At 70.2% G+C, this 22,593-nt stretch carries 22 protein-coding genes; 9 read left to right on the top strand and 13 right to left on the bottom strand.

From position 1 onward, the window contains the following. Positions 1-292: 292 nt before the first annotated feature. Positions 293-748: an SRPBCC domain-containing protein gene (locus ACE3O1_RS00795; RefSeq protein ID WP_374311444.1), complete on the bottom strand. Its 456-nt coding sequence runs from the start codon at positions 746-748 to the stop codon at positions 293-295. Between the two features lie 59 nt (positions 749-807). Between ACE3O1_RS00795 and radA the strand changes: the two genes are divergently transcribed. Next, on the top strand, positions 808-2,178 hold the full coding sequence (gene radA / locus ACE3O1_RS00800; protein ID WP_374311446.1) for a DNA repair protein RadA: 1,371 nt from the start codon (positions 808-810) through the stop codon (positions 2,176-2,178). On the opposite strand, the gene ACE3O1_RS00805 is transcribed toward radA, so the two are convergent. The 7 genes from ACE3O1_RS00805 to ACE3O1_RS00835 form a co-directional block, all read right to left on the bottom strand. Further along, positions 2,175-2,324 carry a hypothetical protein gene (locus ACE3O1_RS00805; RefSeq protein WP_374311448.1) on the bottom strand — a complete coding sequence of 50 codons (150 nt, stop codon included), beginning with the start codon at positions 2,322-2,324 and terminating at the stop codon, positions 2,175-2,177. The two genes, radA and ACE3O1_RS00805, sit on opposite strands and share 4 nt — an antisense overlap. A 153-nt stretch (positions 2,325-2,477) precedes the next feature. Further along, positions 2,478-2,879 (bottom strand): dehydrogenase, encoded by a 402-nt coding sequence (locus ACE3O1_RS00810; RefSeq protein ID WP_374311450.1) that lies wholly within the window; start codon positions 2,877-2,879, stop codon positions 2,478-2,480. A gap of 125 nt (positions 2,880-3,004) precedes the next feature. Next, positions 3,005-3,721: a FadR/GntR family transcriptional regulator gene (locus tag ACE3O1_RS00815; RefSeq protein ID WP_374311452.1), complete on the bottom strand. Its 717-nt coding sequence runs from the start codon at positions 3,719-3,721 to the stop codon at positions 3,005-3,007. Next, entirely contained in the window at positions 3,718-4,491 is a 774-nt protein-coding gene (locus ACE3O1_RS00820; RefSeq protein ID WP_374311454.1) for a 3-oxoacyl-ACP reductase, read from the bottom strand. Before ACE3O1_RS00820 ends, ACE3O1_RS00815 begins: the two co-directional genes overlap by 4 nt. A 40-nt stretch (positions 4,492-4,531) precedes the next feature. Beyond that, the gene (locus ACE3O1_RS00825; RefSeq protein WP_374311456.1) at positions 4,532-5,896 is read right to left on the bottom strand and encodes an aldehyde dehydrogenase; all 1,365 of its coding nucleotides are present in this window, start codon (positions 5,894-5,896) and stop codon (positions 4,532-4,534) included. After that, on the bottom strand, positions 5,893-6,648 hold the full coding sequence (locus ACE3O1_RS00830) for a gamma-glutamyl-gamma-aminobutyrate hydrolase family protein (protein ID WP_374311458.1): 756 nt from the start codon (positions 6,646-6,648) through the stop codon (positions 5,893-5,895). Before ACE3O1_RS00830 ends, ACE3O1_RS00825 begins: the two co-directional genes overlap by 4 nt. Beyond that, positions 6,635-7,990 carry a glutamine synthetase family protein gene (locus ACE3O1_RS00835; protein ID WP_374311460.1) on the bottom strand — a complete coding sequence of 452 codons (1,356 nt, stop codon included), beginning with the start codon at positions 7,988-7,990 and terminating at the stop codon, positions 6,635-6,637. Before ACE3O1_RS00835 ends, ACE3O1_RS00830 begins: the two co-directional genes overlap by 14 nt. 164 nt (positions 7,991-8,154) lie before the next feature. Between ACE3O1_RS00835 and ACE3O1_RS00840 the strand changes: the two genes are divergently transcribed. After that, entirely contained in the window at positions 8,155-9,702 is a 1,548-nt protein-coding gene (locus ACE3O1_RS00840; protein WP_374311462.1) for an amino acid permease, read from the top strand. A gap of 554 nt (positions 9,703-10,256) precedes the next feature. Here ACE3O1_RS00840 and ACE3O1_RS00845 read toward each other — a convergent pair. Then, positions 10,257-10,958, bottom strand: a complete 702-nt coding sequence (locus ACE3O1_RS00845; protein WP_374311464.1) for a hypothetical protein — start codon at positions 10,956-10,958, stop codon at positions 10,257-10,259. A 116-nt stretch (positions 10,959-11,074) separates the two neighbouring features. Between ACE3O1_RS00845 and ACE3O1_RS00850 the strand changes: the two genes are divergently transcribed. Then, positions 11,075-11,389 (top strand): zf-TFIIB domain-containing protein, encoded by a 315-nt coding sequence (locus ACE3O1_RS00850; RefSeq protein WP_374311466.1) that lies wholly within the window; start codon positions 11,075-11,077, stop codon positions 11,387-11,389. A 15-nt stretch (positions 11,390-11,404) separates the two neighbouring features. On the opposite strand, the gene ACE3O1_RS00855 is transcribed toward ACE3O1_RS00850, so the two are convergent. Next, positions 11,405-11,908, bottom strand: a complete 504-nt coding sequence (locus tag ACE3O1_RS00855; RefSeq protein ID WP_374311468.1) for an amino-acid N-acetyltransferase — start codon at positions 11,906-11,908, stop codon at positions 11,405-11,407. Between the two features lie 195 nt (positions 11,909-12,103). Beyond that, on the bottom strand, positions 12,104-14,629 hold the full coding sequence (locus ACE3O1_RS00860) for an ATP-dependent Clp protease ATP-binding subunit (RefSeq protein ID WP_374311470.1): 2,526 nt from the start codon (positions 14,627-14,629) through the stop codon (positions 12,104-12,106). Positions 14,630-14,816: 187 nt separating this feature from the next. Here ACE3O1_RS00860 and ACE3O1_RS00865 point away from each other — a divergent pair, with 187 nt between their 5' ends. From ACE3O1_RS00865 to ACE3O1_RS00890, 6 genes are all read left to right on the top strand, one after another. Continuing rightward, positions 14,817-15,551 (top strand): hypothetical protein, encoded by a 735-nt coding sequence (locus ACE3O1_RS00865; protein WP_374311472.1) that lies wholly within the window; start codon positions 14,817-14,819, stop codon positions 15,549-15,551. Next, positions 15,548-15,778, top strand: a complete 231-nt coding sequence (locus tag ACE3O1_RS00870; RefSeq protein ID WP_374311474.1) for a helix-turn-helix domain-containing protein — start codon at positions 15,548-15,550, stop codon at positions 15,776-15,778. The genes ACE3O1_RS00865 and ACE3O1_RS00870 overlap by 4 nt, the downstream gene beginning before the upstream one ends. 332 nt (positions 15,779-16,110) lie before the next feature. Then, positions 16,111-16,329 (top strand): hypothetical protein, encoded by a 219-nt coding sequence (locus ACE3O1_RS00875; protein ID WP_374311476.1) that lies wholly within the window; start codon positions 16,111-16,113, stop codon positions 16,327-16,329. Between the two features lie 55 nt (positions 16,330-16,384). Beyond that, positions 16,385-17,851, top strand: coding sequence for a cardiolipin synthase (gene cls, locus ACE3O1_RS00880; protein WP_374311478.1), 1,467 nt, complete (start codon positions 16,385-16,387; stop codon positions 17,849-17,851). Between the two features lie 128 nt (positions 17,852-17,979). Beyond that, the gene (locus tag ACE3O1_RS00885) at positions 17,980-18,714 is read left to right on the top strand and encodes a hypothetical protein (protein ID WP_374311480.1); all 735 of its coding nucleotides are present in this window, start codon (positions 17,980-17,982) and stop codon (positions 18,712-18,714) included. 270 nt (positions 18,715-18,984) lie between these two features. After that, positions 18,985-20,181 carry a DUF4192 family protein gene (locus ACE3O1_RS00890; protein ID WP_374311482.1) on the top strand — a complete coding sequence of 399 codons (1,197 nt, stop codon included), beginning with the start codon at positions 18,985-18,987 and terminating at the stop codon, positions 20,179-20,181. 23 nt (positions 20,182-20,204) lie between these two features. On the opposite strand, the gene lysS is transcribed toward ACE3O1_RS00890, so the two are convergent. Together lysS and ACE3O1_RS00900 are read right to left on the bottom strand one after the other, a co-directional pair. Further along, positions 20,205-21,734, bottom strand: a complete 1,530-nt coding sequence (lysS, locus tag ACE3O1_RS00895) for a lysine--tRNA ligase (protein WP_374311484.1) — start codon at positions 21,732-21,734, stop codon at positions 20,205-20,207. A 75-nt stretch (positions 21,735-21,809) separates the two neighbouring features. Next, on the bottom strand, positions 21,810-22,592 hold the full coding sequence (locus ACE3O1_RS00900) for an MBL fold metallo-hydrolase (protein WP_374311486.1): 783 nt from the start codon (positions 22,590-22,592) through the stop codon (positions 21,810-21,812). Between the last annotated feature and the right edge of the window lies 1 nt (position 22,593).

Genomic DNA, 22,593 nt, shown 5'->3' on the forward strand with positions numbered 1-22,593 from the left:
GGCTCCGCCAGCCCAGGGCGTCTAACTCCTGCAGTTGCGCCGCCAAACCCGCGAAAAGCCCCGAAATCAGCCCCCCGCCGCCCGAAGTGCAGGAGTTATGCGCCGAAGGTCGCCGGAATCAGCCGACGCCGCGACCGAGACCGCGGCCGCGGCTTGCCCCGATGGCAGGGCTGACGCGGGCGCACGAACTCCTCATGATTCGGCCGGAAAGGCCGCGCCGACGCGCCTCGAGCGCCGATTCCGCCGCTTTCTGAGGAGTTAGGGCGGGTCGAAGCGGGGGCCGCGGCCGCGCCTACCCGCCCTCGACGAGACGGGCGAGGTTCGCCAGCGACGACTCGAGGCCGGCCACGTGGTCGCGGGGGGCGATCCCGGAGGGCACGTCCGTGGCCTCGACGTCGACGTAGGTGCCGCCGTCCCCCTCGGTGAAGACCCACGTCAGGGCCATCGTCCCCGCGAAGGCGGGGTCGTCGGAGGGAAAGTCGACCTCCTCCACGATGAGCTCGGACGGCTCGACCCGCACGCGGCGCACGGCCGTGACATCCTCGTCGGCGCTCGCCTTGCCGCCTCCCTCGGGCGGCTCGAGGTACCGCAGCACCATGCGGTAGCCGGTGTGGGCGTCGAACTCCTCGAACCTTCCGGTCATGCCGTCGGGCGGCATCCACTCCAGCATCAGCTCCGGTTGAAGGAAGGCCCGGAATACGTCCGCGGGCTCCGCCGCGATGAATCGGGATGCCGCATCCACGCGCATGCCGTCACCCTACGCCGCGCCGTGGGCCGATGTCGCGGGCCCGACGTACGCTGAGTGCCATGGCCGCCTCCCGACGCCCCACGCAGACGGCTCCCTACCGATGCACCGAGTGCGGGTGGACGACCATCAAGTGGGTCGGGCGCTGCGGCGAGTGCCAGCAGTGGGGCACTGTGGTGGAGGCATCCGAGTCCACCGGCCTCGTGCGGTCGGTCACGCCTGTCTCCCCCGGCGCCGCCCGCGCGGCGCGCCCCATCACGAGCATCGACACGACCGACGCACCGCGCCGCACGAGCGGGGTGGGCGAGTTCGACCGGGTGCTGGGGGGTGGCGTGGTGCCCGGCGCGGCGATCCTGCTGTCGGGTGAGCCGGGGGTGGGCAAGTCGACCCTGCTGCTCGAGGTCGCGGCCCAGTCGGCGAAGGCCGGGCGGCGCGTGCTCTACGCGAGCGCCGAGGAGTCCACGGCGCAGGTGCGGCTGCGCGCCGAGCGCACCGGAGCCCTCCACGACGAGCTCTACCTCGCCAGCGAGACCGACCTGGCGACCATCCTCGGGCACGTCGACGAGGTGCGGCCCGACCTGCTGATCGTCGACTCGGTGCAGACGGTCGCCTCGTCGCTGTCCGAGGGCATGGCGGGGCATCCCTCCCAAGTGCGCGAGGTGGCGTCGACGCTCATCCGGGTCGCGAAGGAGCGCGGGCTGCCCGTCATCATCGTCGGGCACGTCACGAAAGACGGCTCGATCGCCGGCCCGCGCATCCTCGAGCACCTCGTCGACGTCGTGTGCCACTTCGAGGGCGACCGGCAGACCTCGCTGCGCTTCGTGCGCGCACTCAAGAACCGCTTCGGCCCGACGGACGAGGTCGGATGCTTCGACATGACCGGCGCCGGCATCGCCGAAGTCCCCGACCCCAGCGCGCTGTTCCTCGGGCACGGCTCCCCCGAGCCGGGCACGTGCGTCGCCATCGCGCTCGAGGGCCGTCGGGCGATGCCCGTCGAGGTGCAGGCGCTGACGATCACGGCGACGAGCCCGAACCCGCGGCGCATCGTGAACGGTGTCGATGCGGCGCGGGTCGCGATGGTGCTGGCCGTGCTCGAGAAGCGGGGCGGCATCAAGACGAGCGATAAGGACGTGTACGTCTCGACGGTCGGCGGCGTGCGGTTCACCGAGCCGGCGGCCGACCTGGCCATCGCGGTGGCCGTGGCGGGCGCGGTGACCAACGAGTCCACGCCGAAGACCCTCGCCGCGGTCGGAGAGCTCAGCCTCGCCGGTGAGGTGCGGCCGGTGACGCAAGCCGCGCAGCGCCGCAGCGAGGCCGCACGGCTCGGCTACACCGACGTCATCGACGGCCGGTCGGGCACGCTCCGCGGCGCGCTCAACGACGTCCGCGCGCGGGTCCGACCGGTCCGCGGCGGCGACATCCCGGAGTTCTAAGCCTCGAACGGCGGTGAAGCCGCCCAGAGCGGCAGGTCGGGGCATCCGTCCGGAATGTACATGTCGGCTCCCGCCGAGCCGGCGGTCGTGCCGTTCATCGTGCCGCCGCCGACCTGGATGGGATCGCCGTCCGCGTAGCGTCCCACGAACTCAGCCGCGCCGAAGTGCGATGCGCCGCCCGCGAACACCGCAATTCGGCGCGGCGGAGCGGAGCGGCGAAGCGGAGGGAAGCGGAGCGGAGCGGAGAGGCGGGAAGCGGCGCGGAGCGGCGGGAACCCGCGCCGGCCACCCACCCCGCGTCAGGCGTCGAGCGCGGCGATCAGATCAGTGGGCGAGGCCTGCAGCGGATGCGGCCCGGCGATGTCGAAGAAGACCGTCGTGATCTCGTCCTCGTGGGCGCCGAGGAAGGAGCGGAGCCACGCCGGCGACTGCAGCGCGACCCCCGGCGGCAGCGTGTCGGGCTTGTGCGCGGCGTCGCTGAACAGCAGGAGCGCGACGTCGCCGGTGCGCGGATCGCGGTAGGTCCAGACCTCGCCCACATCGAGCGGGTTGTCGCGGTGGCCGGGGCGCATCAGCGGCACGACGGTCGGTCCATGCCGGAGCGCGAAGGCGACGGCGGCCATGTCCTGCGTCTGGAGCGCGTCCGAGAGCTGCGTGTTGCGGAACTCCAGCTCCTTCTTCGCGCGCTTCTTGCCGGCCATCCCTCCAGCGTAGACGCCCGCCACCCTGGCCCCGAGCCGCCAGTTCAGGCTGCTCCGAGCTCGCTGAAACGACCCGAACCAGCACGTCGGCAGTCCGACTCGGCACAGCCGCCGAACCGGCGAGCTCAGAGCAGGAAGCCGCGCAGCAGGGCCTCCGACCCGGCCAGGTGGTCGAGGATGGCAGCCTCGGCGGCATCCGCTCGTCCTGCCAGGATCGCCGTCACGATGCGCTCGTGCTGAGCGTTGGAGTGCTCGATGTTGCGCGGCAGGAGCGGGAACGTGTCGAGCCACGCGTTCACCTGAGCCCGGTTCTCCGCGGCCAGGGCGACGAGGGACGGGATGCCGGCTACCTCGGCGATCGCGAGGTGCAGCAGGGTGTCGAGGCGGCGGTAGTCGGGTTCGGATGCCTCGGTCACCGACTCGTACCGCGCCCACAGATCGTCCCGCTGCGACGGCTCGAGCGTGCGCGACGCGGCCGCTCTGGCGGCTCCTGCCTCCAGCACGCGGCGCAGTCCGAGGACGTCGTCGAGCTCGGCCGGATCGACGTCGCCCGGGTGCGGCGGCTGCGGCAGCGGATCGGCGACGAAGGTTCCGCCGTACCGTCCGCGGCGCCGGACGAGATAGCCGGTGTCGGCGAGCTCGCGGATCGCCTCGCGCACCGTGTCGCGGCTGACCGCGTACAGCGCGGCGAGTTCCCGCTCCGGCGGCAGCGACTCCCCCGGAGCCACGACGCCCAGCCGGATCGTCTGCACCAGGCGCGCGACGGTGTCCTCGAGGGCATTGCCCTCGCGAACCGGCCGGTACACGGCCCGGCGCACCGCGCGCAGCGACGTCTCGCTCACAGCGGTGTCACATAGGCGTTGCTGATGCCGCCGTCGACGACGAAGGCGGTGGCGGTGATGAAGGAGGCGTCGTCCGAGGCGAGGAACGCGACCGCGGCGGCGAGCTCCTCGGGCTCCGCGAAGCGGCCCATCGGCACGTGCACGAGCCGGCGCTGGGCCCGCTCGGGGTCCTTGGCGAAGAGCTCCTGGAGCAGGGGCGTGTTCACCGGACCCGGGCACAGGGCGTTCACGCGGATCCCCTGCCGGGCGAACTGCACCCCGAGCTCGCGCGTCATCGCCAGCACGCCGCCCTTCGAGGCCGTGTACGAGATCTGCGACGTGGCCGACCCGAGCAGCGCGACGAACGAGGCCGTGTTGATGATCGACCCTCGCCCTGCCGGGACCATGTGCCGCAGCGCCGCACGCGAGCAGAGGTAGACGCTCTTCAGGTTCACGTCCTGCACGCGTTCCCACGCCGGCAGCTCGGTCGTCTCGATCGAGTCGTCGTCGGCGGGCGAGATGCCGGCGTTGTTGAAGGCGATGTCGACGCTGCCGAGGTCGGCGGCCACGCCGTCGAACAGCGCGTTGACGGATGCCTCGTCCGCGACGTCCACGTGCCGGTAGACGCCGCCCACCTCGGCCGCGGCGGCCTCCCCCGACGTCGGATCGACATCGGCGATCACGACCTTCGCGCCCTCCGCCGCGAACCGCCGGGCCGTGGCGAAGCCGATGCCGGATGCCCCTCCGGTGATGATCGCCACCCGGTCCTTCAGGCGCTGCGTCAGATCCATCTCGGGGTTCCTCTCTGGTGCGTGTTCCGCAGGATGCCGCTCACGAGGCATCCGTCGCGAAGAAGACGTTCTTGGTCTCGGTGAAGTGCTCGGCCGCGTCGGGTCCGAGCTCGCGGCCGAGGCCCGAGGCCTTCATGCCGCCGAAGGGGGTCCAGTACCGCACCGAGGAGTGCGAGTTGACCGACAGCACGCCGCTCTTGACGGCGCGCGAGACGCGCACGGCGCGGCGGAGGTTCTCGGTCCAGATCGAGCCGGCGAGGCCGTAGATCGTGTCGTTGGCCAGACGAATGCCGTCCGCTTCGTCGTCGAACGGAAGCACCGCCACGACCGGCCCGAACACTTCCTCCTGGGCGATGCGGTCGCCAGGCTCGGCGAGCACGACGGCGGGCGCGAACCAGAAGCCGTCGCCCTCGGGCGCCGTGCCGCGGAACGCCACGTCGGCGCCGTCGAGGAAGCCGGCGACGCTGTCGCGGTGACCGGCCGAGATGAGCGGCCCCATCTGGGTCGACTCCAGCGTCGGCTCGCCGACGCGCCACTCCCGCACCGCGGGCTCGAGCAGCTCGAGGAAGCGGTCGTACACCGACCGCTGCACGAGAATGCGGCTGCGGGCGCAGCAGTCCTGCCCGGCGTTGTCGAACACGGCGCCGGGGGCGGCCGCTGCGGCGCGCTCGAGATCGGCGTCCTCGAAGACGATGTTGGCGCTCTTGCCGCCGAGCTCGAGCGTCACCGGCTTGAGGCCCCGCGCACAGCCGGCCGCGACCTCGACGCCGACCTCGGTCGAGCCGGTGAACACGACCTTCCGCACGGCGGGGTGCTCGACGAACCGCTGGCCGACGACCGAGCCCGACCCGGTCACGACGGCGAAGAGCCCCTCGGGCAGGCCCGCCTCGACCGCGAGCTCGCCGAGTCGCACCGCGGTGAGCGGTGTCAGCTCGGCGGGCTTGAGCACGACGGCGTTGCCCGCGGCGAGCGCCGGGGCGAATCCCCACGACGCGATCGTCATCGGGAAGTTCCAGGGCACGATGATCCCGACGACGCCGTACGGCTCGTGGAAGGTGACGTCGAGGCCGCCCGCGACCGGGATCTGCTGGCCGCTCAGCCGCTCGGGCGCTCCGGCGTAGAAGTTGAGCACCTGGGCGACGTGCGACGCCTCCCACCGGGCGGACTCGATCGGATGCCCCGAGTTGAGCACCTCGAGCTGCGCGAGCTCCTCGACATGCTCCTCGACGGCGCGGGCGAACCGGCGGAGGGCGTCGGCGCGGGCCACCGGCGCGAGGCCGGCCCATCCCCGCTGGGTCTCGACGGCCCGGGCGATCGCGGCATCCACCTCCTCGACCGACGCGCGGGGCACCTCGCGGAACCCGCGCCCCGTCGACGGGTCGATCAGGGTGAAGGTCGCGCTCATGCCGAGACCCCCGCACGGTGCGTGCGAGCGGCGTAGACGGATGCCTCGCCCACCAGTCCCGCGAAGAGGCGGCGGTCCTCGGCGTTCTCCTCGGGATGCCACTGCACCCCGACGAGATAGTGCTCGCCCTCGGCTTCGAACGCCTGCACGAGCCCGTCGTCGGTGCGTGCGCTCACGACGAGCCCCTCGCCGAGCCGGTCGACGCCCTGGTGGTGGTAGCTGTGCACGTCGATCGTGCCGGCGCCCACCATCCCGGCGAGCAGCGAATCGTCGTCGACCGTCACCTCGTTCGTCGCGAAGACGCCACCGCCGATGCGGTACCGCTCGGTCCCCAGCGCCTCAGGCAGATGCTGGTGCAGCGTTCCGCCGCGCGCGACGTTGACGAGCTGCAGCCCGCGGCAGATGGCGAGGACCGGCATCCGTCGCTCCTCGGCGCCGCGGAAGAGCGCGAGCTCCCACGCGTCGCGATCGGGTCGCGCCGGGTCGGTGAGCGGATGCCGCTCCGCGCCGTAGAGCTCGGGCTGCACGTCGAGGCCGCCGGTGAGGATGAGACCGTCGAGTCCCTCGAGCACCGCCGGGGCCGCGGCATCCGGTTCCGGCTGCGGCGGCAGCAGCACGGCGATCCCGCCCGAGGCGGTCACCGCGTCGAAGTACTGCTGCGGCAGGAACGCCGCCCGCACGTCCCACACCCCCTGCTTCGCCTGCTCGAGGTACGTCGTGAGGCCGATGACCGGCCGTTCAGAGGCGCTCAAAGCCCCGCACCCTCTCCCAGTCGGTCACGGCGGCGTCGTAAGCCTCGACCTCGATGCGCGCCTGGTTCAGATAGTGGTCGACCATGTCGTCGCCGAACGCCGAGCGGGCGACCTCGGACCGGTCGAACAGCAGCGCCGCCTCGCGCAGCGTGGTGGGCAGGTGGTCGACACCGGCCGCGTACGCGTTGCCGGTGAGCGGCTCGGGGAGCGGGAGCTCGTTCTCTACGCCGTGCAGGCCGCCGGCGATGATCGCGGCGATCCCGAGGTACGGGTTGACGTCGCCGCCGGGCACGCGGTTCTCGACCCGCAGCGACGAGCCGTGGCCGACGATGCGCAGTGCGCAGGTGCGGTTGTCGACCCCCCAGGCGACGCCGGTCGGCGCGAACGAGCCCTTGGCGTAGCGCTTGTAGGAGTTGATGGTCGGCGCGTAGAGCAGCGTGAACTCCCGCAGTGTCGCCAGGATGCCGGCGATCCAGTGCTCCATCAGCGGGCTAAAGCCGTGCGCGCCGTCCCCGGCCATGACGGGCGTCCCGTCGTCACCGCGCAGCGACAGGTGGATGTGGCAGCTGTTGCCCTCGCGCTCGTTGAACTTGGCCATGAACGTGATCGACTTGCCGTGCGCGTCCGCGATCGACTTGGCGCCGTTCTTGTAGATCGTGTGCTGATCGGCGGTCTCGAGCACCTCCGCGAACCGGAACGCGATCTCCTGCTGGCCGAAGTTGCACTCCCCCTTCACGCCCTCGGTGTACAGGCCCGCGCCATCCATGCTGAGGCGGATGTCGCGCAGCAGCGGCTCGAGACGGCCCGAGGCGAGGAGGTCGTAGTCGACGTTGTAGTCGGTCGACGGCGTGAGGTCCCGGTAGCCCTTGGCCCAGGCATCCCGATACGAGTCGTCGAAGACGATGAACTCGAGCTCCGTGCCCGAGTAGGCGACGAGCCCGCGGTCGGCGAGGCGCGCACGCTGACGCTTCAGGATGTCGCGCGGCGACTGCACGACCGGGTCGCCGTTCTCCCACCCGAGGTCGGCCATGACCAGGGCGCTGCCCGCAACCCACGGCACGCGGCGGAGCGTGGCGGGATCGGTCAGCAGCATCATGTCGCCGTATCCCTTCTCCCAGCTCGACATCGCGTAGCCGTCGACGGTGTTCATGTCGACGTCGACCGAGAGGAGGTAGTTGCAGGCCTCCGCGCCGTGGTCCCGCACCTCTTCCTGGAACAGCCGCGCCGAGACGCGCTTGCCGACGAGTCGGCCCTGGGCGTCGGCGAAGGCGACGATGACCGTGTCGATCTCGCCCGCGGCGATCGCCGCATCGAGCTGCTCATAGGTGAGATTCCCCGGCATGCGTTCGTCCTCCTGGCCCGCGCGGCGAGCGCGGCAAGGTCCGCCGCGCTCCGCTCCACTGTAACGAGAATTTCTTCCCCAAAGGTAGACACAGCCCACCAATAAGCGCCACAATCATGCGCAAGACGCACCCCCCGCGTCGCACCCGAGTGCACGGAGGATCGATGTCACAATCGAGCGATGGTTCCGCCAAGGTCGCCGGGGCGACCTATACGCGAGCCGGTCAGGACTACTTCCAGAAGCGGACACTGAAGCGATCGGCCGGCGTCTGGGGGCTATGGGGACTCGCGGTCGCCGCCGTCATCTCCGGCGACTTCTCGGGCTGGAACTTCGGCATCGACTTCGCGGGGTTCGGAGGCATGGTCATCGCCTTCGCGATCCTCGTGATCATGTACTACGGCATGATCTTCTCGATCGGCGAGATGGCGGCCGCGATGCCGCACACCGGCGGCGCGTACTCCTTCGCGCGGTCGGCGATGGGCCCGTGGGGCGGCCTCGTGACGGGCGCGGCCGAGACGATCGAATACGTCGCCACCACGGCGGTCATCGTCTTCTTCTCGGCGCAGTACGCCGACTTCATCACAGCCGAGCTGCTCGGCTTCTCGCTGCCGTTCTGGGTGTGGTGGATCATCCTCTACGTCGTGTTCATCGCCCTGAACGCGGCCGGTGCGAACATCTCGTTCAAGTTCGCGATCGTCGTCTCGATCATCTCGATCGGCATCATCCTCGTCTTCTCGGCGATGGCGATCTTCTCGGGCGCGTTCTCATGGGATGCGCTGTGGGACATCCCGCCGGATGAGGGCCAGACCGCATTCCTGCCGCACGGCGTGTTCCCGATCCTGTTCGCGCTCCCGTTCGCGATGTGGTTCTTCCTCGGCATCGAGGAGCTGCCGCTCGCGGCCGAGGAGTCGCATGACCCGGTGCGCGACATCCCGCGCGCAGGCCTCTGGGCACGCGGCACCCTCATCGTGACGGGCCTGCTCGTTCTGGTGCTCAACACCGGCGTGATCGGCGCCGCAGCGACAGGCGTCTCTCTGGAGCCGCTGCTCGACGGGTTCCGTGCGATCGTCGGAGACGGCCTCGCCGCAGTGCTCGCCCTGTTCGCCCTCGTCGGACTGCTCGCGTCGCTGCAGGGGATCATGTTCGCCTACGGCCGCAACATGTACTCGCTGTCACGCGCCGGCTACTATCCGAAGTTCCTCTCCCTCACCGGCAAGCGGCAGACGCCCTGGGTGGCGCTCGTGGTCGGTGCGGTGATCGGCTTCGTCGCCCTCCTGGTGCTCGACGTCCTCACGGCTGTGAGCGAGGGGGCGGGAGCGGTCGCCGGTGCGATCGTCCTCAACATCGCCGTATGGGGCGCAGTGCTGGCCTACTTGCTGCAGATGATCTCGTTCGTCATCCTGCGCCGCAAGTTCCCCGACGTCCAGCGTCCGTACCGCAGCCCGTGGGGCGTCCCGGGAGCTGTCGCGGCGGCGGTCATCGCGGCGCTCATCTTCGTCGGGTTCCTGCTCAACCCGACGTTCCTGCCGGCCATCATCGCGATCGGGGTCGTGTACGCGATCATCCTCATCGGGTTTGCGCTGTTCTTCCGTCACCGGCTCGTGCTCTCGCCGGAGGAGGAGTACGCGCTCTCGGGCGGTCAGCACGGCGACCCGCAGTCCGAGGGATATGACGCGATGGAGTCCGAGATGTTCGGCGGGGACAAGCCGTAGGCGACAGCACGCGGCGGGAGACCCTTGCAAGGGGGCAGCGCGGGGTCGGAGCGGTCCGGGGGGACGCTTCGGCCCCGCATCTCATGCGGCGTCGAGCGGCCCCCTCGGTGATGGAATCCATCGACTCGAGAGGGCCTTCTCGCTCCCGGCGGACCGGCTGCTCGTAGGGGGACGAGACTGCTGCTGGGGACAACCGCCGAATCGCAACCGGGAGTTCCTCCACAGGCTACGCCCCGTCTGTGGACACCGGTGTCCCCCGTTTGGGGGACAAAAGAGCGTCAAAACCACACATCATTGAGCATTTTGTCCTCCGAAGTGGGGACAGACACGCGTGAAACCCCCACGTAATCTTGTACGCTAGGTGTCCCCAGCATCTCAGAGAGTGGTGTCCCCAGCACCTTCTCACTCATTGCCGTAGATCGCGCCTTGGGGGCGCCAGTCTTATATCGGCGATGGCAGGCCCCCGGGAGTCCCCAACCCCGGGGGCCTTTTCCATGCCCTGGCGCCCGGCCGCGCCCGCGCGTGGGCTGCACGCTAGCGGCGAAGGGGGTTCGTCAGTAGAGCAGGAACTGCGCCGTCTGCACCGACTGGATCCCGCCGATCTCGACGGCCAGGTGATACGACGCGCCGCCGCCGGCCGCGCGCGGGCGGTCGTCGGCCTTGCACGTCGAGACGGCGGACCGCGTGCGGTCCCACACCAGCGGCTCCGCGCTCGACACCGACTGGCCGGCCGCGAGCGTCACGATCATGTCGCTCGGCTTGCTCTGGCAGTCGGTCGAGCGCCACCAGATGTCGCTCCCGCTGGTCACCGTGTACACCTGCGTCGTGGTGCCGACGTTCATCGTGCAGTCCGCGGCGCCGTTGTTCGTCAGCTTGATCGAGAAGGCGGGCTGCTGATCTGCCGAGTAGGAGCTGCTGTCCGTGACCGCCTCGACGGTGATGTCACGCGATACGCACGGCTGCACCGCCGTTGCCGAGCCCGACGGACTCGGCTTCGGCTTCTGCTCCTCAGCGGTCGGCGTCGGGGTCGGTGTGGGCGTCGGAGTCGGTTCACCGGACGGGACAGGGAGGGACGAGGCATCCGTCGTCTTCGACACCTCGGGCGTGGCGGACTCGGATGCCGCGCCCCGCCAGGGCTGCGACACCAGAAGCCACACCACCACGGCCACCACGACGACGACCGCGACCAGCACGAGCAGCCGGCGGCGTCGGTACACCGCCGGGGAATGGCGCCTGCGGGGGGTCGAGCCGGTCATGATTCCAGGGTAGGCGGAGGCATCCGTCCCTCCCGCTCGGCGCGCCCGCACCGCCGCCTTCACAGCCGGTGCATGGACGCCGTCGATAGGGTCGAGGAGACCCAAGGAGGACCCTCATGAAGTGCCCGACCGATGGATCCGTGCTCGTGATGAGCGAGCGCTCCGGCGTCCAGATCGACTACTGCCCGACCTGCCGCGGCGTGTGGCTCGACCGCGGCGAGCTCGACAAGATCCTCGAGCGCGCCGCGCGCGAGAGCGCTGCGCCCGCCGCCCCCGGGTATGGCGGGCAGCCCGCGCCGCAGGGCTATGCGCCGCCGGCGCAGGACCCCTACGGCCAGGGATACGACCCGCGATACAGCGGCCAGTCCGGTCATGACCAGGGCTATCGCCGCAAGAAGAAGGAGCACTGGCTCAGCGACCTCTTCGACTGAGCCGGGCGCGTCCGTTCACAGCACCTTGAGCATGCGGGTGTTGCCGAGCGTGTTCGGCTTCACGTGCGCGAGGTCGAGGAACTCGGCGACGCCCTCGTCGGGAGAGCGGATCAGCTGCGAGTAGACGTCGGGATCGACGACCTGCTCCCCGATCGGCGCGAAGCCGCGGCGCGTGAAGAACTCCACCTCGAACGTGAGGCAGAACAGCCGCGCGAGGCCGAGCCGCCGCGCGTTCTCCTCGAGGCTCTCGACGATGACGCGGCCGACGCCGCGATGCAGCCATTCGTCCACCACGATGAGCGTGCGGATCTCGCCGAGGTCCTCCCACATCACGTGCAGGGCGCCGCAGCCGACGAGCTCGCCGGCGGAGTTCTCGGCGACGACGAACTGCTGTGTGGCCTCGTACAGCACGACGAGGTCCTTGCCGAGCAGGATCCGGCGCTGCACGAACGGCTCCAGCATCGCCTGGATGCCGCGCACATCCTGAGTCGTGGCAGGCCGCACCGTGAACTCGCTCATCCGTCCAGCGTAGAGGCCGGTCGGGCGGATCGCCGCGGTCTCCGGGCGTCAAGCCGCGGGGAGAATCGGCCCCGCCACGGCCATGCGACCCGTCGATGCCGCGGAATCTCCCCACGCCTTCACCGACCATGGGCAGCACCCCCCGAGACGACGAAGAGCGGATGCCGCAGCATCCGCTCTTCGTTCGTTCAGGGTCTAGGCGTTCGCCGCCAGATCCGGGGTCGCGGTGATCTCGCCGCCGTGGACGACGCCGACGGCGACCTTCTCGCCGCGCGGGCCGTGCTCGAACACGAGTTCGCCGTTCACGGCATCGACCTTCACGTGGTCACCGGGCTCGAGCTCGCCGTGCAGGATCTTCTCCGACAGGCGGTCCTCGACCTCGCGCTGCATGGCGCGACGCAGCGGACGTGCGCCGAGTGCCGGGTCGAAGCCGATCTCGATCAGCTTGTCCTTCGCGGCATCCGTCAGCTCGAGGGTCATGTCGCGGTCGAGCAGCCGCTCGCCGAGACGCTTTGTGAACAGACCCACGATCTGGCGGAGCTCATCCTTGTCGAGCTGCGGGAAGACGATGATGTCGTCGACGCGGTTGAGGAACTCGGGCTTGAAGTTGCGCTTGAGCTCCTCGTTGACCTTGCCCTTCATGCGCTCGTAGGTCGTGCCGCTGTTGCCCTCGACCTGGAAGCCCACCGGGCCGCCGGCGATGGCCGACGAGCCGAGGTTGGTCGTCATGATGATGACCGTGTTCTTGAAGTCGATGACGCGTCCCTGACCGTCGGTCAGGCGACCCTCCTCGAGGATCTGCAGCAGCGAGTTGAAGATGTCGGGGTGCGCCTTCTCGATCTCGTCGAACAGCACGACCGAGAACGGCTTGCGGCGCACCTTCTCGGTGAGCTGGCCGCCCTCTTCGAACCCGACGAACCCGGGAGGGGCGCCGAACAGGCGGGAGACCGTGTGCTTCTCACCGAACTCCGACATGTCGAGCGCGATGAGCGCCGACTCGTCGTCGAACAGGAACTCGGCGAGCGCCTTGGCGAGTTCGGTCTTTCCGACACCGGTGGGACCGGCGAAGATGAACGAGCCGCTCGGGCGCTTCGGGTCCTTGAGGCCCGCGCGCTGACGACGGATCGTCTTGGACAGCGCGGCGATCGCCTCCTCCTGGCCGATGACGCGCTGGTGCAGCGCCTTCTCCATGAAGACGAGGCGGCTGGACTCCTCCTCGGTCAGCTTGAAGACCGGGATTCCCGTGGCCTGGGCCAGCACCTCGGCGATCAGGCCCTCGTCGACGACCGCGTGGGTGGCGACGTCGCCCGAGCGCCACTGCTTCTCGAGGCGCAGGCGCTCGGCCAGGAGCGACTTCTCCTCATCGCGCAGCGACGCGGCCTTCTCGAAGTCCTGCTCCTCGGAGGCGACTTCCTTCTGCTCGCGGACGTTGGCGATCTTCTCGTCGAACTCGCGCAGCTCGGGCGGGCTCGACAGGATGGACAGGCGCAGGCGGGCGCCGGCCTCGTCGATCAGGTCGATCGCCTTGTCGGGCAGGAAGCGGTCCGAGATGTAGCGGTCGGCGAGGTTCGCCGCGGCGACGATCGCGCCGTCGGTGATCTGCACCTTGTGGTGCGCCTCGTAGCGGTCGCGCAGCCCCTTCAGGATGTTGATCGCGTGGGGCAGGCTCGGCTCGGCGACCTGGATCGGCTGGAAGCGGCGCTCGAGCGCGGCATCCTTCTCGAAGTGCTTGCGGTACTCGTCGAGCGTGGTGGCACCGATCGTCTGCAGCTCGCCGCGGGCCAGCAGCGGCTTGAGGATCGACGCGGCGTCGATCGCACCCTCGGCGGCACCGGCACCCACGAGGGTGTGGATCTCGTCGATGAAGACGATGATGTCGCCGCGCGTGCGGATCTCCTTGGTGACCTTCTTCAGCCGCTCCTCGAAGTCACCGCGGTAGCGGGATCCGGCGATGAGCGAGCCGAGGTCGAGCGAGTAGAGCTGCTTGTCCTTGAGCGTCTCGGGCACGTCGCCCTTGACGATGGCCTGCGCGAGGCCCTCGACGACCGCCGTCTTGCCGACACCGGGCTCGCCGATGAGGACGGGGTTGTTCTTGGAGCGGCGCGACAGGATCTGCATGACGCGCTCGATCTCCTTCTCGCGCCCGATGACCGGGTCGAGCTTGTTGTCGCGCGCGGCCTGCGTGAGGTTGCGGCCGAACTGGTCGAGCACCTGCGAGCCGCCCTGCGTGGTGCCCTGCGTCTGCTCGCCGGCACCGCTGGCGACGCCCGCGGGCTCCTTGCCCTGGTAGCCCGAGAGCAGCTGGATGACCTGCTGGCGCACCTTGTTGAGGTCGGCGCCGAGCTTGACCAGCACCTGCGCGGCGACGCCCTCGCCCTCGCGGATCAGGCCGAGCAGGATGTGCTCGGTGCCGATGTAGTTGTGGCCGAGCTGCAGCGCCTCGCGGAGCGACAGCTCGAGCACCTTCTTCGCGCGCGGCGTGAAGGGGATGTGGCCGGTCGGCTGCTGCTGACCCTGCCCGATGATGTCCTGCACCTGCTCGCGCACGGCGTCGAGCGAGATGCCCAGGCTCTCGAGGGCCTTGGCGGCGACGCCCTCGCCCTCGTGGATCAGGCCGAGCAGGATGTGCTCGGTGCCGATGTAGTTGTGGTTGAGCATCTTCGCCTCTTCTTGGGCGAGGACGACCACGCGACGGGCACGGTCCGTGAATCTCTCGAACATCGTCTTTCCTCCGGGGTGCTCGGCGTGCGGTGATGCACTTCTGGCTCCTTACAGACGAGGGTACGGGGGCGACGGATGCCGGATGCCCGTGTTCGCCAGGGGCGGAGCGGGGCGGATGCTTGTGCCGAGGCATCCGCTCGGCTTATCGTTTGTCGATAACAACGTTTATCGATATGGAGGGCTCGAGATGCCTGCCGAGGTCTTGCTGGTCACGGTCCTGCTGCCCGTCGCGGTCGGCACGGCCCTCGTCCTCGTCATCGTGGCCCGGCGTCGGACGCCGGTCTCGGGAAGTCTCACCCGCCTGGAGTCGTGGATCGTGTCGCTCGTGGGTGCCGGCGGAATGCTCGCCGTGGCGCTCGGAACCCTCGGCTTGGTGACGCACGCCGTAGTGACGTTCACCTACGAGCCGTCGATCGTGAGGGACATCGGCTATACCGGCTCGCCGGTCGATCGTCTCGTGGGCGTCGAGAACGTCGTCGACAGCGGCTACCAGACCGCGTGGGTGGAGGTCGCTGGCCTTCCCGCTTCGGCTCGCTGGCTGTTCTACCTCGAGTCGGCGCTGCCCGCACTCACGTCCATCGCGATCGGCGTCGCGGTCGCTTGGCTGGCGATGACGCTGCTGCGCGACCGTCCCTTCACCCGCGCGCTCCCCCACGTGATCGGAGTGGCGGCGGTCGCGGTGCTGATCGGGGGCGTCGGCGGCCAGATCGCCGGCGCGTTCGGCCGCACGGCCACCGTCGAGTACCTCGGCCCGCGGGATGTCACCGCGGGCGACGACGGAAGCGGCCCCTACCCGGGCCTCAGCCTCTTCACCATGAACCTGGACTTCGCGCCGGTCGGGTGGGCGCTGGGCCTCGCGCTGGTCGCCGCCGCGTTCCAGATCGGCACGCGCATGCAGAAGGACACCGAGGCGCTGGTGTGAGCCCCGCCGACGACGAGGGACCCTCCGGGGTCCACTGCCGGCTCGACGAGCTGCTGATCGAGCGCGGCATGACCCTCACGCACCTGTCGGAGCTCGTGGGAGTCTCGGTGGTGAACCTGTCGGTGCTCAAGAACGACCGGGCGCGGGCCATCCGCTACTCGACGCTGTCCGCGATCTGCCGGGCCCTGGACTGCGAGATCGGCGAGCTCCTGGTCCGCGCGGACTGACGCGCCGAGGCATCCCTCGCCGTTACCTCTCCCTTCGCCCGCGCCAAAGTGCCAGAAGCCGCCCCGACGCCGGCTCCGCCACGGCACGCACGCCGTGGAACGGACGCTCGAGGTCTGCGCCGCGCAGGCGGGAGGGCGATACCCCCGCCGCGAGCGCGGCGGCAGTGCTGAAGCTCAGGCCCAGCGATGGCGGGATCGGCTGACGCATGACCCCACGGTGGCGTGCGCGACGACGCCGGCCCCGCCTGCACCCGACAACCGTGCGCAGACCGAGCGCGGGCCCGGCTGGGGAGGAGGGGCGGGACGTCGCCGGGGCCACGTATCCTGGTGGCATGGACGATTACTGGGTCGCCGTCCTCTGGACGCTGCTTCCGACGATCGTCGTCAGCGCGATCTTCTTCTTCGTGCTCCGCAGCATCATCCGCGCCGACCGCACCGAGCGGCGCGAGTACGCGCGCATCGAGGCCGAGGAGCGCGCCAAGCGCGGGCTCCCGCCGGCCGCGGCATCCACCGAGACCGCCGCCGAAACCGCCGTCGTCCCGGAGCGCTGACCGCGCCCCCCACTACGCTGGGGCACACGCAGTCCGGGGAGCGCGAGGAGCATCGGTGATCACTGTCACGTTCGACGCGACGTGGTGGCTGGTGCTCGTGTTCGTCACCGACCTGATCATCCGCATCGCGGCGATCATCATCGTGCCGCGCAACCGGCGCCCGACCGCGGCGATGGCGTGGCTCCTGGCGATCTACTTCATCCCGATCGTGGGCGTGTTCCTCTTCCTGCTGATCGGCAACCCCCGCCTCCCGCGCAAGCGCCGCCGCAAGCAGGAGGACATCAACGAGTACATCCACGACACGTCCGCATCGCTCGACTTCGGCACGCTCCGCCCGCATGCGCCGGACTGGTTCACGTCGCTCGTGACGCTGAACCGCAACCTCGGGGCGATGCCGCTCGCGGGCGACAACTCGGCGCACATCATCGGCGGCTACCAGGAGAGCCTCGACGCGATGGCGGATGCGATCCGCAAGGCCGAGCGCTACGTGCACGTCGAGTTCTACATCTTCCAGACGGATGCCGCGACCGACAACTTCTTCACCGCGCTCGAGGAGGTCGCGGCGCGAGGCGTCACCGTCCGGGTGCTGCTGGACCACTGGGCCAACCGCGGCAAGCCCTTCTACAAGGCGACGCTCAAGCGCCTCGATGCGATGGGCGCGCAGTGGCACCTGATGCTCCCGGTGCAGCCGCTCAAGGGCAAGTACCAGCGCCCCGACCTGCGCAACCACCGCAAACTCCTGGTGATCGACGGCCGCGTGGCCTACACCGGGTCGCAGAACGTCACGGATTCGACGTACAACCTGAAGAAGAACATCCGCCGTGGGCTGCACTGGGTCGACCTGATGGTGCGCATCGAGGGGCCGGTCGTGGCATCCGTCAATGCCGTCTTCCTGTCGGACTGGTACAGCGAGACCGACGAGGTGCTCACCGACGAGATCGACCTCTTCGACGTGAAGACGGGGCCGGGCGATCTCGACTGCCAGATCATCCCCTCGGGACCCGGCTTCGAGTTCCAGAACAACCTCAAGCTCTTCGCGGCCCTGCTCTACTCGGCGCAGCGCAAGATCATCGTGGTCAGCCCGTACTTCGTGCCCGACGAGGCGCTGCTGCTCGCGATCACGACGGCGTGCCAGCGCGGCATCCATGTCGAGCTCTTCGTCTCCGAGGAGGGCGACCAGGCGCTCGTCTACCACGCGCAGCGCAGCTACTACGAGGCGCTCCTGCGCGCCGGCGTGAAGATCTGGATGTACCAGCGGCCGTTCATCCTGCACTCCAAGTCCATGACCATCGACGACGAAGTGGCGATCGTCGGATCGAGCAACATGGACATGCGCTCCTTCGGTCTCAACATGGAGATCTCGATGCTCGTGCGCGGCGAGGAGTTCGTCCGCGAGATGCGCGCCGTCGAGGACGGCTACCGCTCACTCAGCCGCGAGCTCAGCCTCGAGGAGTGGGAGAAGCAGCCGCTCCGGTCGACCGTGCTCGACAACCTCGCGCGGCTGACGTCTGCCCTGCAATAGGTGATCTCGAGGGTGATTGTGACCCGACCGTGACCGCGACCCCTGAGATTCTTGGGCCGATGGCGACACCATAGGGTCGACGGATGCCTCGGCCCCGGCATCCGCTCCGTTCACGAAAGGGCTTCCCCATGGCACCTCGCACCCGCACGACCCTCGCCGGACTCGGTCTGGCCGTCCTCCTCACCGGTGTCCTCACCGCGTGCGCCACCGGCAGCGGCGGCACTCCTTCCACGGCGGGGACGCCGTCCGACGACGACGGCGGCAGCACCGAACAGGAAGTCGGCGCCGCCTGGCTCGACGGAGGCCGGGCGATCGGCATCGTCACCCAGGGCAGTTCGACGTGCATTCCCACCGCCGAGGAGACGACGTACGCCGACGGCGTGCTCAACGTCACCCTCGTGGACGTCGAGGGCGACACCGCGTGCACCGCCGACCTCGCGCCCCGGGTCTCGCTCGTCGAGGTTCCCGGCAACGTCGACCCCGAGCAGGACCTCGAGATCAAGGTCACCGGCGACGGCTGGAGCGGCGACACCGACCTCGAAGGCGTGCCCGGCCTCGCCACGGGCGGTGAGACGGACTACCTCCCGTCGGCCGGATGGACCGACGTCGACGGCCAGTTCGTGATCCTCACGTGGGGATCGTCGACATGTCCGCCGGTGGTCGAGAACACAGAGGCGACGAGCGCGACCGAGATCACGGTCACCTTCGCCACCCCCGCCGAGGACCAGGTCTGCACGATGGACATGGCGCCGCGCGGCACCGTGACCTCGGTGCTCGAGGTCGAGGACGAGGATGCCGAGGTCTTCGCGATCCTCACCGGCGCCGAGTTCGACAACGTGCGAATCCCGATCTACCCCAACTGACGCCTTCGGTGACGGATGCCTCGGGCCGAGGCATCCGTCCCGCCCCTGCGCACAGGGTGTCGGGGCGCCACCCCGTGGTTCAGCCGCGCCGAATTGCGCCTGTCGACGCACTGCTCCCGCACTATGGCGCGGTGGAACCCGGCAGCACGCTTCGGAGCCGCGCCGAATCGCGGCGCCGCGCCTCCTCCCCAAGGGGGCGAGGACGGCAAGTTTCCAGAGATTCCTGCTGCGTCCTCCGCGGGCGCGCCCGGGCGCGCAGAGTCGATCGGCATGAGCACGATCGTCAAAGCGGCCGATGCCGCCGGGTTCCTGTCCCTCGTCCCCCGCATGCTCGGCTACGCGCCCTCGCGCAGCGTCGTGCTGGTCCCGTTCGGCGGATCCCGCAGTCTGGGGGCCCTGCGCTTCGACCTCCCCGCGGACGGCGAGGAGGTGGATGCCTTCGCCGCCACAGCCGTGGGAATGGTGTGCCGGCTGCCCGATGCCGACGCCGTCGCCGCGGTCGTCTACACCGACGCGCTCTTCGAAGGACAGCGGATGCCGCATCCCGGCCTGTTCAGCGCCCTCGAGCGGCGCGCCGATGCCTCTGGCCTGCGTCTGACGGACGCGCTGTGCGTCGCGGCCGACGGGTGGGGCTCCCGCTTCGACACGGCACTGCCTGCCGGCGGCCGGCCGCTGGACGCCCTCGACGGCGTTCCGCCCGGCGCCGAGGGCATCGCCGTCGCGGAGGGCGACCAGGCCAGCGGTGCGGAGCTGCCGGACGCCGGACTCGTCGAGACCGAGCGCGTCGGGCGGGCGCTGATCGCATTCTCCCGCGCCGTCGACGTCGTGTGCGGTGGCGACGGCGGGGCTGGCGGGGCGGGCGGCGGCAGCGCAGGCGGGGCGGGCGCCGAAGGGGAGGACGAGGCATCCGCTGCCCCCGACCATGACCGCGTCGATCCGCGCGCCCTCTCCGCGGTGTGCGCGCTCGACGACCTGCCCGGCCTGTTCGAGGAGTCGCTGGACTGGACGCCCGAAGAACTCGCCCCGTACGACGCCGCGACGCTCTTGTGGGCTCTTGCGCGGCCGTCGCTGCGCGACGTGGCCCTGGTGCAGTGGAGCGGCACGTTCGACGACGGCGATGACGCGCTGGAGGCACAGCTGCGATGGGAGTCGGGCGAGGAGTACCCGATGCGCCTGGCGATGCGGATGTGGGGCGAGGGCGAGCAGCCGGACCCCGACCGTCTCGAGCGCGCGCTCGCGCTCGTCCGGTGGGTGGCGGCGCTGGCTCCGCGCTCCTGGCGACCGGGGGCGCTCGCGATGTGCGCGTGGTTGTCGTGGGCGCTCGGCCGCTCGACCCATGCCGATGCGTACGCGCGGTCCGCATTGGAGATCGAGCCCGAGCACGGCCTCAGCGAGATCATGCTCGGGTTCGTGCAGGCGGGGCACCTGCCCGACTGGGCGTTCCGGCGCCCGGGCTCGAAGCGATGACTGCGCGCCCGGCGCCGAGGGGCCTACTTGACGAGGGGGAAGAGGATCGTCTCGCGGATGCCGAGCCCGGTGATCGCCATCAGCAGGCGATCGATGCCCATCCCCATGCCCCCGGTCGGCGGCATGCCGTGCTCGAGGGCCCGCAGGAACTCCTCGTCGATCCGCATGGCCTCGAGGTCGCCGCGAGCGGCCAGCTTGGCCTGCTCGACGAAGCGCTCGCGCTGGATGACCGGGTCGACGAGCTCGGAGTAGCCGGTGGCGAGCTCGAAACCGCGGACGTACAGGTCCCACTTCTCGACGATGCCGGGGATCGACCGGTGCTCGCGCACGAGCGGGCTGGTGTCGAGCGGGAAGTCCATCACGAAGGTGGGTCGAGTGAGCCCCGGCTTGACGAAGTGCTCCCACAGCTCCTCGACGAGCTTGCCGTGCGTGGCGTGCGGGGGCACGTCGACGCCCGCCGTCTCCGCGAACGCGATCAGCTCGTCCAGCGACGTTTCGGGGGTGACCTCGCGACCGGATGCCTCGGACAGCGAGTCGTACATCGGAAGGCGATCCCACTGACCGCCCAGGTCGTATTCGGTGCCGTCCGCCCACGTCACGGTGGTCGATCCGGTGACCGCGACGGCCGCGTTCTGGATCAGCTCCTGTGTGAGATCGGCGATTCCGTTGTAATCCGAGTAGGCCTGGTACGCCTCGAGCATCGCGAACTCGGGGCTGTGGGTGGAGTCGGCCCCCTCATTGCGGAAGTTGCGGTTGATCTCGAACACGCGGTCGATGCCGCCGACGACCGCTCGCTTGAGGAACAGCTCCGGGGCGATGCGCAGGTAGAGGTCCGCGTCGAAGGCGTTCGAATTCGTGATGAACGGGCGAGCGGATGCCCCGCCGTGCTGCACCTGGAGCATCGGCGTCTCGACCTCGAGGAACCCGTGATCGGCGAAGGTCCGGCGCAGGCTCGCGTTCGCCTTCGCCCGCGCGACGACCGTCTCGCGCGCGCGGTCGCGGACGATGAGGTCGAGGAAGCGGCTGCGCACGCGGCTCTCCTCGCTCAGCTCCGAGTACATGTTGGGAAGGGGCAGGATCGCCTTGGACGCGATGGCCCACTCGGTGACCATGATCGACAGCTCCCCGCGACGGCTCGAGATGACCTCGCCGCTCACGAACAGGTGGTCGCCGAGGTCGACGAGCTCCTTGTAGGACTGGAGGGACTCCTCGCCGACGGCGGCGAGCGAGACCATGGCCTGGATGCGACTGCCGTCACCGGACTGCAGCGTCGCGAAGCAGAGCTTGCCGGTGTTCCGGCTGAAGACGACACGGCCGGCGACGGCGGCGGTGACGCCGGTCTCGGCGCCGGCCTCCAGGTCGCCGAAGCGCTCGCGCAACGCCGGGATCGTGTCGGTGATCGGCAGGCTCACCGGGTATGGCCCGGCCGCAGCATCCGCCCGCTCCTCGATCAGGCGCTCGCGCTTGGCCAGGCGCACCGCCTTCTGCTCGAAGACGTCCTCTTCGGTCGGCTCGGGCGCGTCGGCAGGCGCGGTGGCGGGGGTGTCGGTCATCGGTGGGGCTCCTCGCGAAAGTCGCCGCCAAGTCTATCCGCGCCGCGTCGGGGCTCCCTGAGCCGGTCGCCGCCCTCAGCCGAGCTCGAGGGCTTGCCCCAGCGGCGCCCAGGTCACCCGGTCGCGCACGGCGGGCGGCGCGGCGTCGAAGACCTGGGCGGCCGCGGCCTCCTGCTCGGAGAAGTGGCTCCAGCCCTCGACATGCACGGGCACCGCGGTCCCGGGCTCGACGATGCCGATCAGCTCGACGGCGTCGCGGGCGTGCATCGTGTAGGCCAGGGGCCCCGAGATCGGGAACTTCACGGCCCCGACGTGCATGAGCGCGACGTCGGGCCGCATTCCCGCGACCGCACGGCGGAGTGCGCCGTACAGCACGGTGTCGCCCGTCATCCACAGCACCGGGCGGTCGGCACCCTCTGGCGTCAGCGCGAAGCCCACCGCGGGCCCGACGATCGGCCGCGTGAGCGGGGCCCCGTGACGGCCGGGCGTCGCGTCCACGCGCAGCGAGCGCCGCCCCGACCCCTGCAGGGTGGTGCTCTCGCCCGCCGCGAGTCCGCGGATGTCCGGATGATCGAGTGCTTTCGCACCGGCCCGCGTCGTGAGGACGGTGCCGACGCGGGCGAGAAGGGCCGCGCCGGCGTCGTCGAGGTTGTCGGCGTGCTGATGGTGGCTGAGCAGGACGACGTCGATCGGGCCGAGGTCGTCGACGGAGATCGCGGGTCCGGTCGTCTTCCGTGACGTCGTGCCGAACCCGAACGAGTAGGTGCGCCCGGGCGGGTCGAAGGTCGGGTCGGTGAGGATGCGCCAGCCCTCCCACTCCACGAGCGCCGTCGGACCGCCGATGCGTGTGACCCGCATG

This window comes from Microbacterium sp. (genome assembly GCF_041909575.1).
GTDB lineage: Bacteria > Actinomycetota > Actinomycetes > Actinomycetales > Microbacteriaceae > Microbacterium.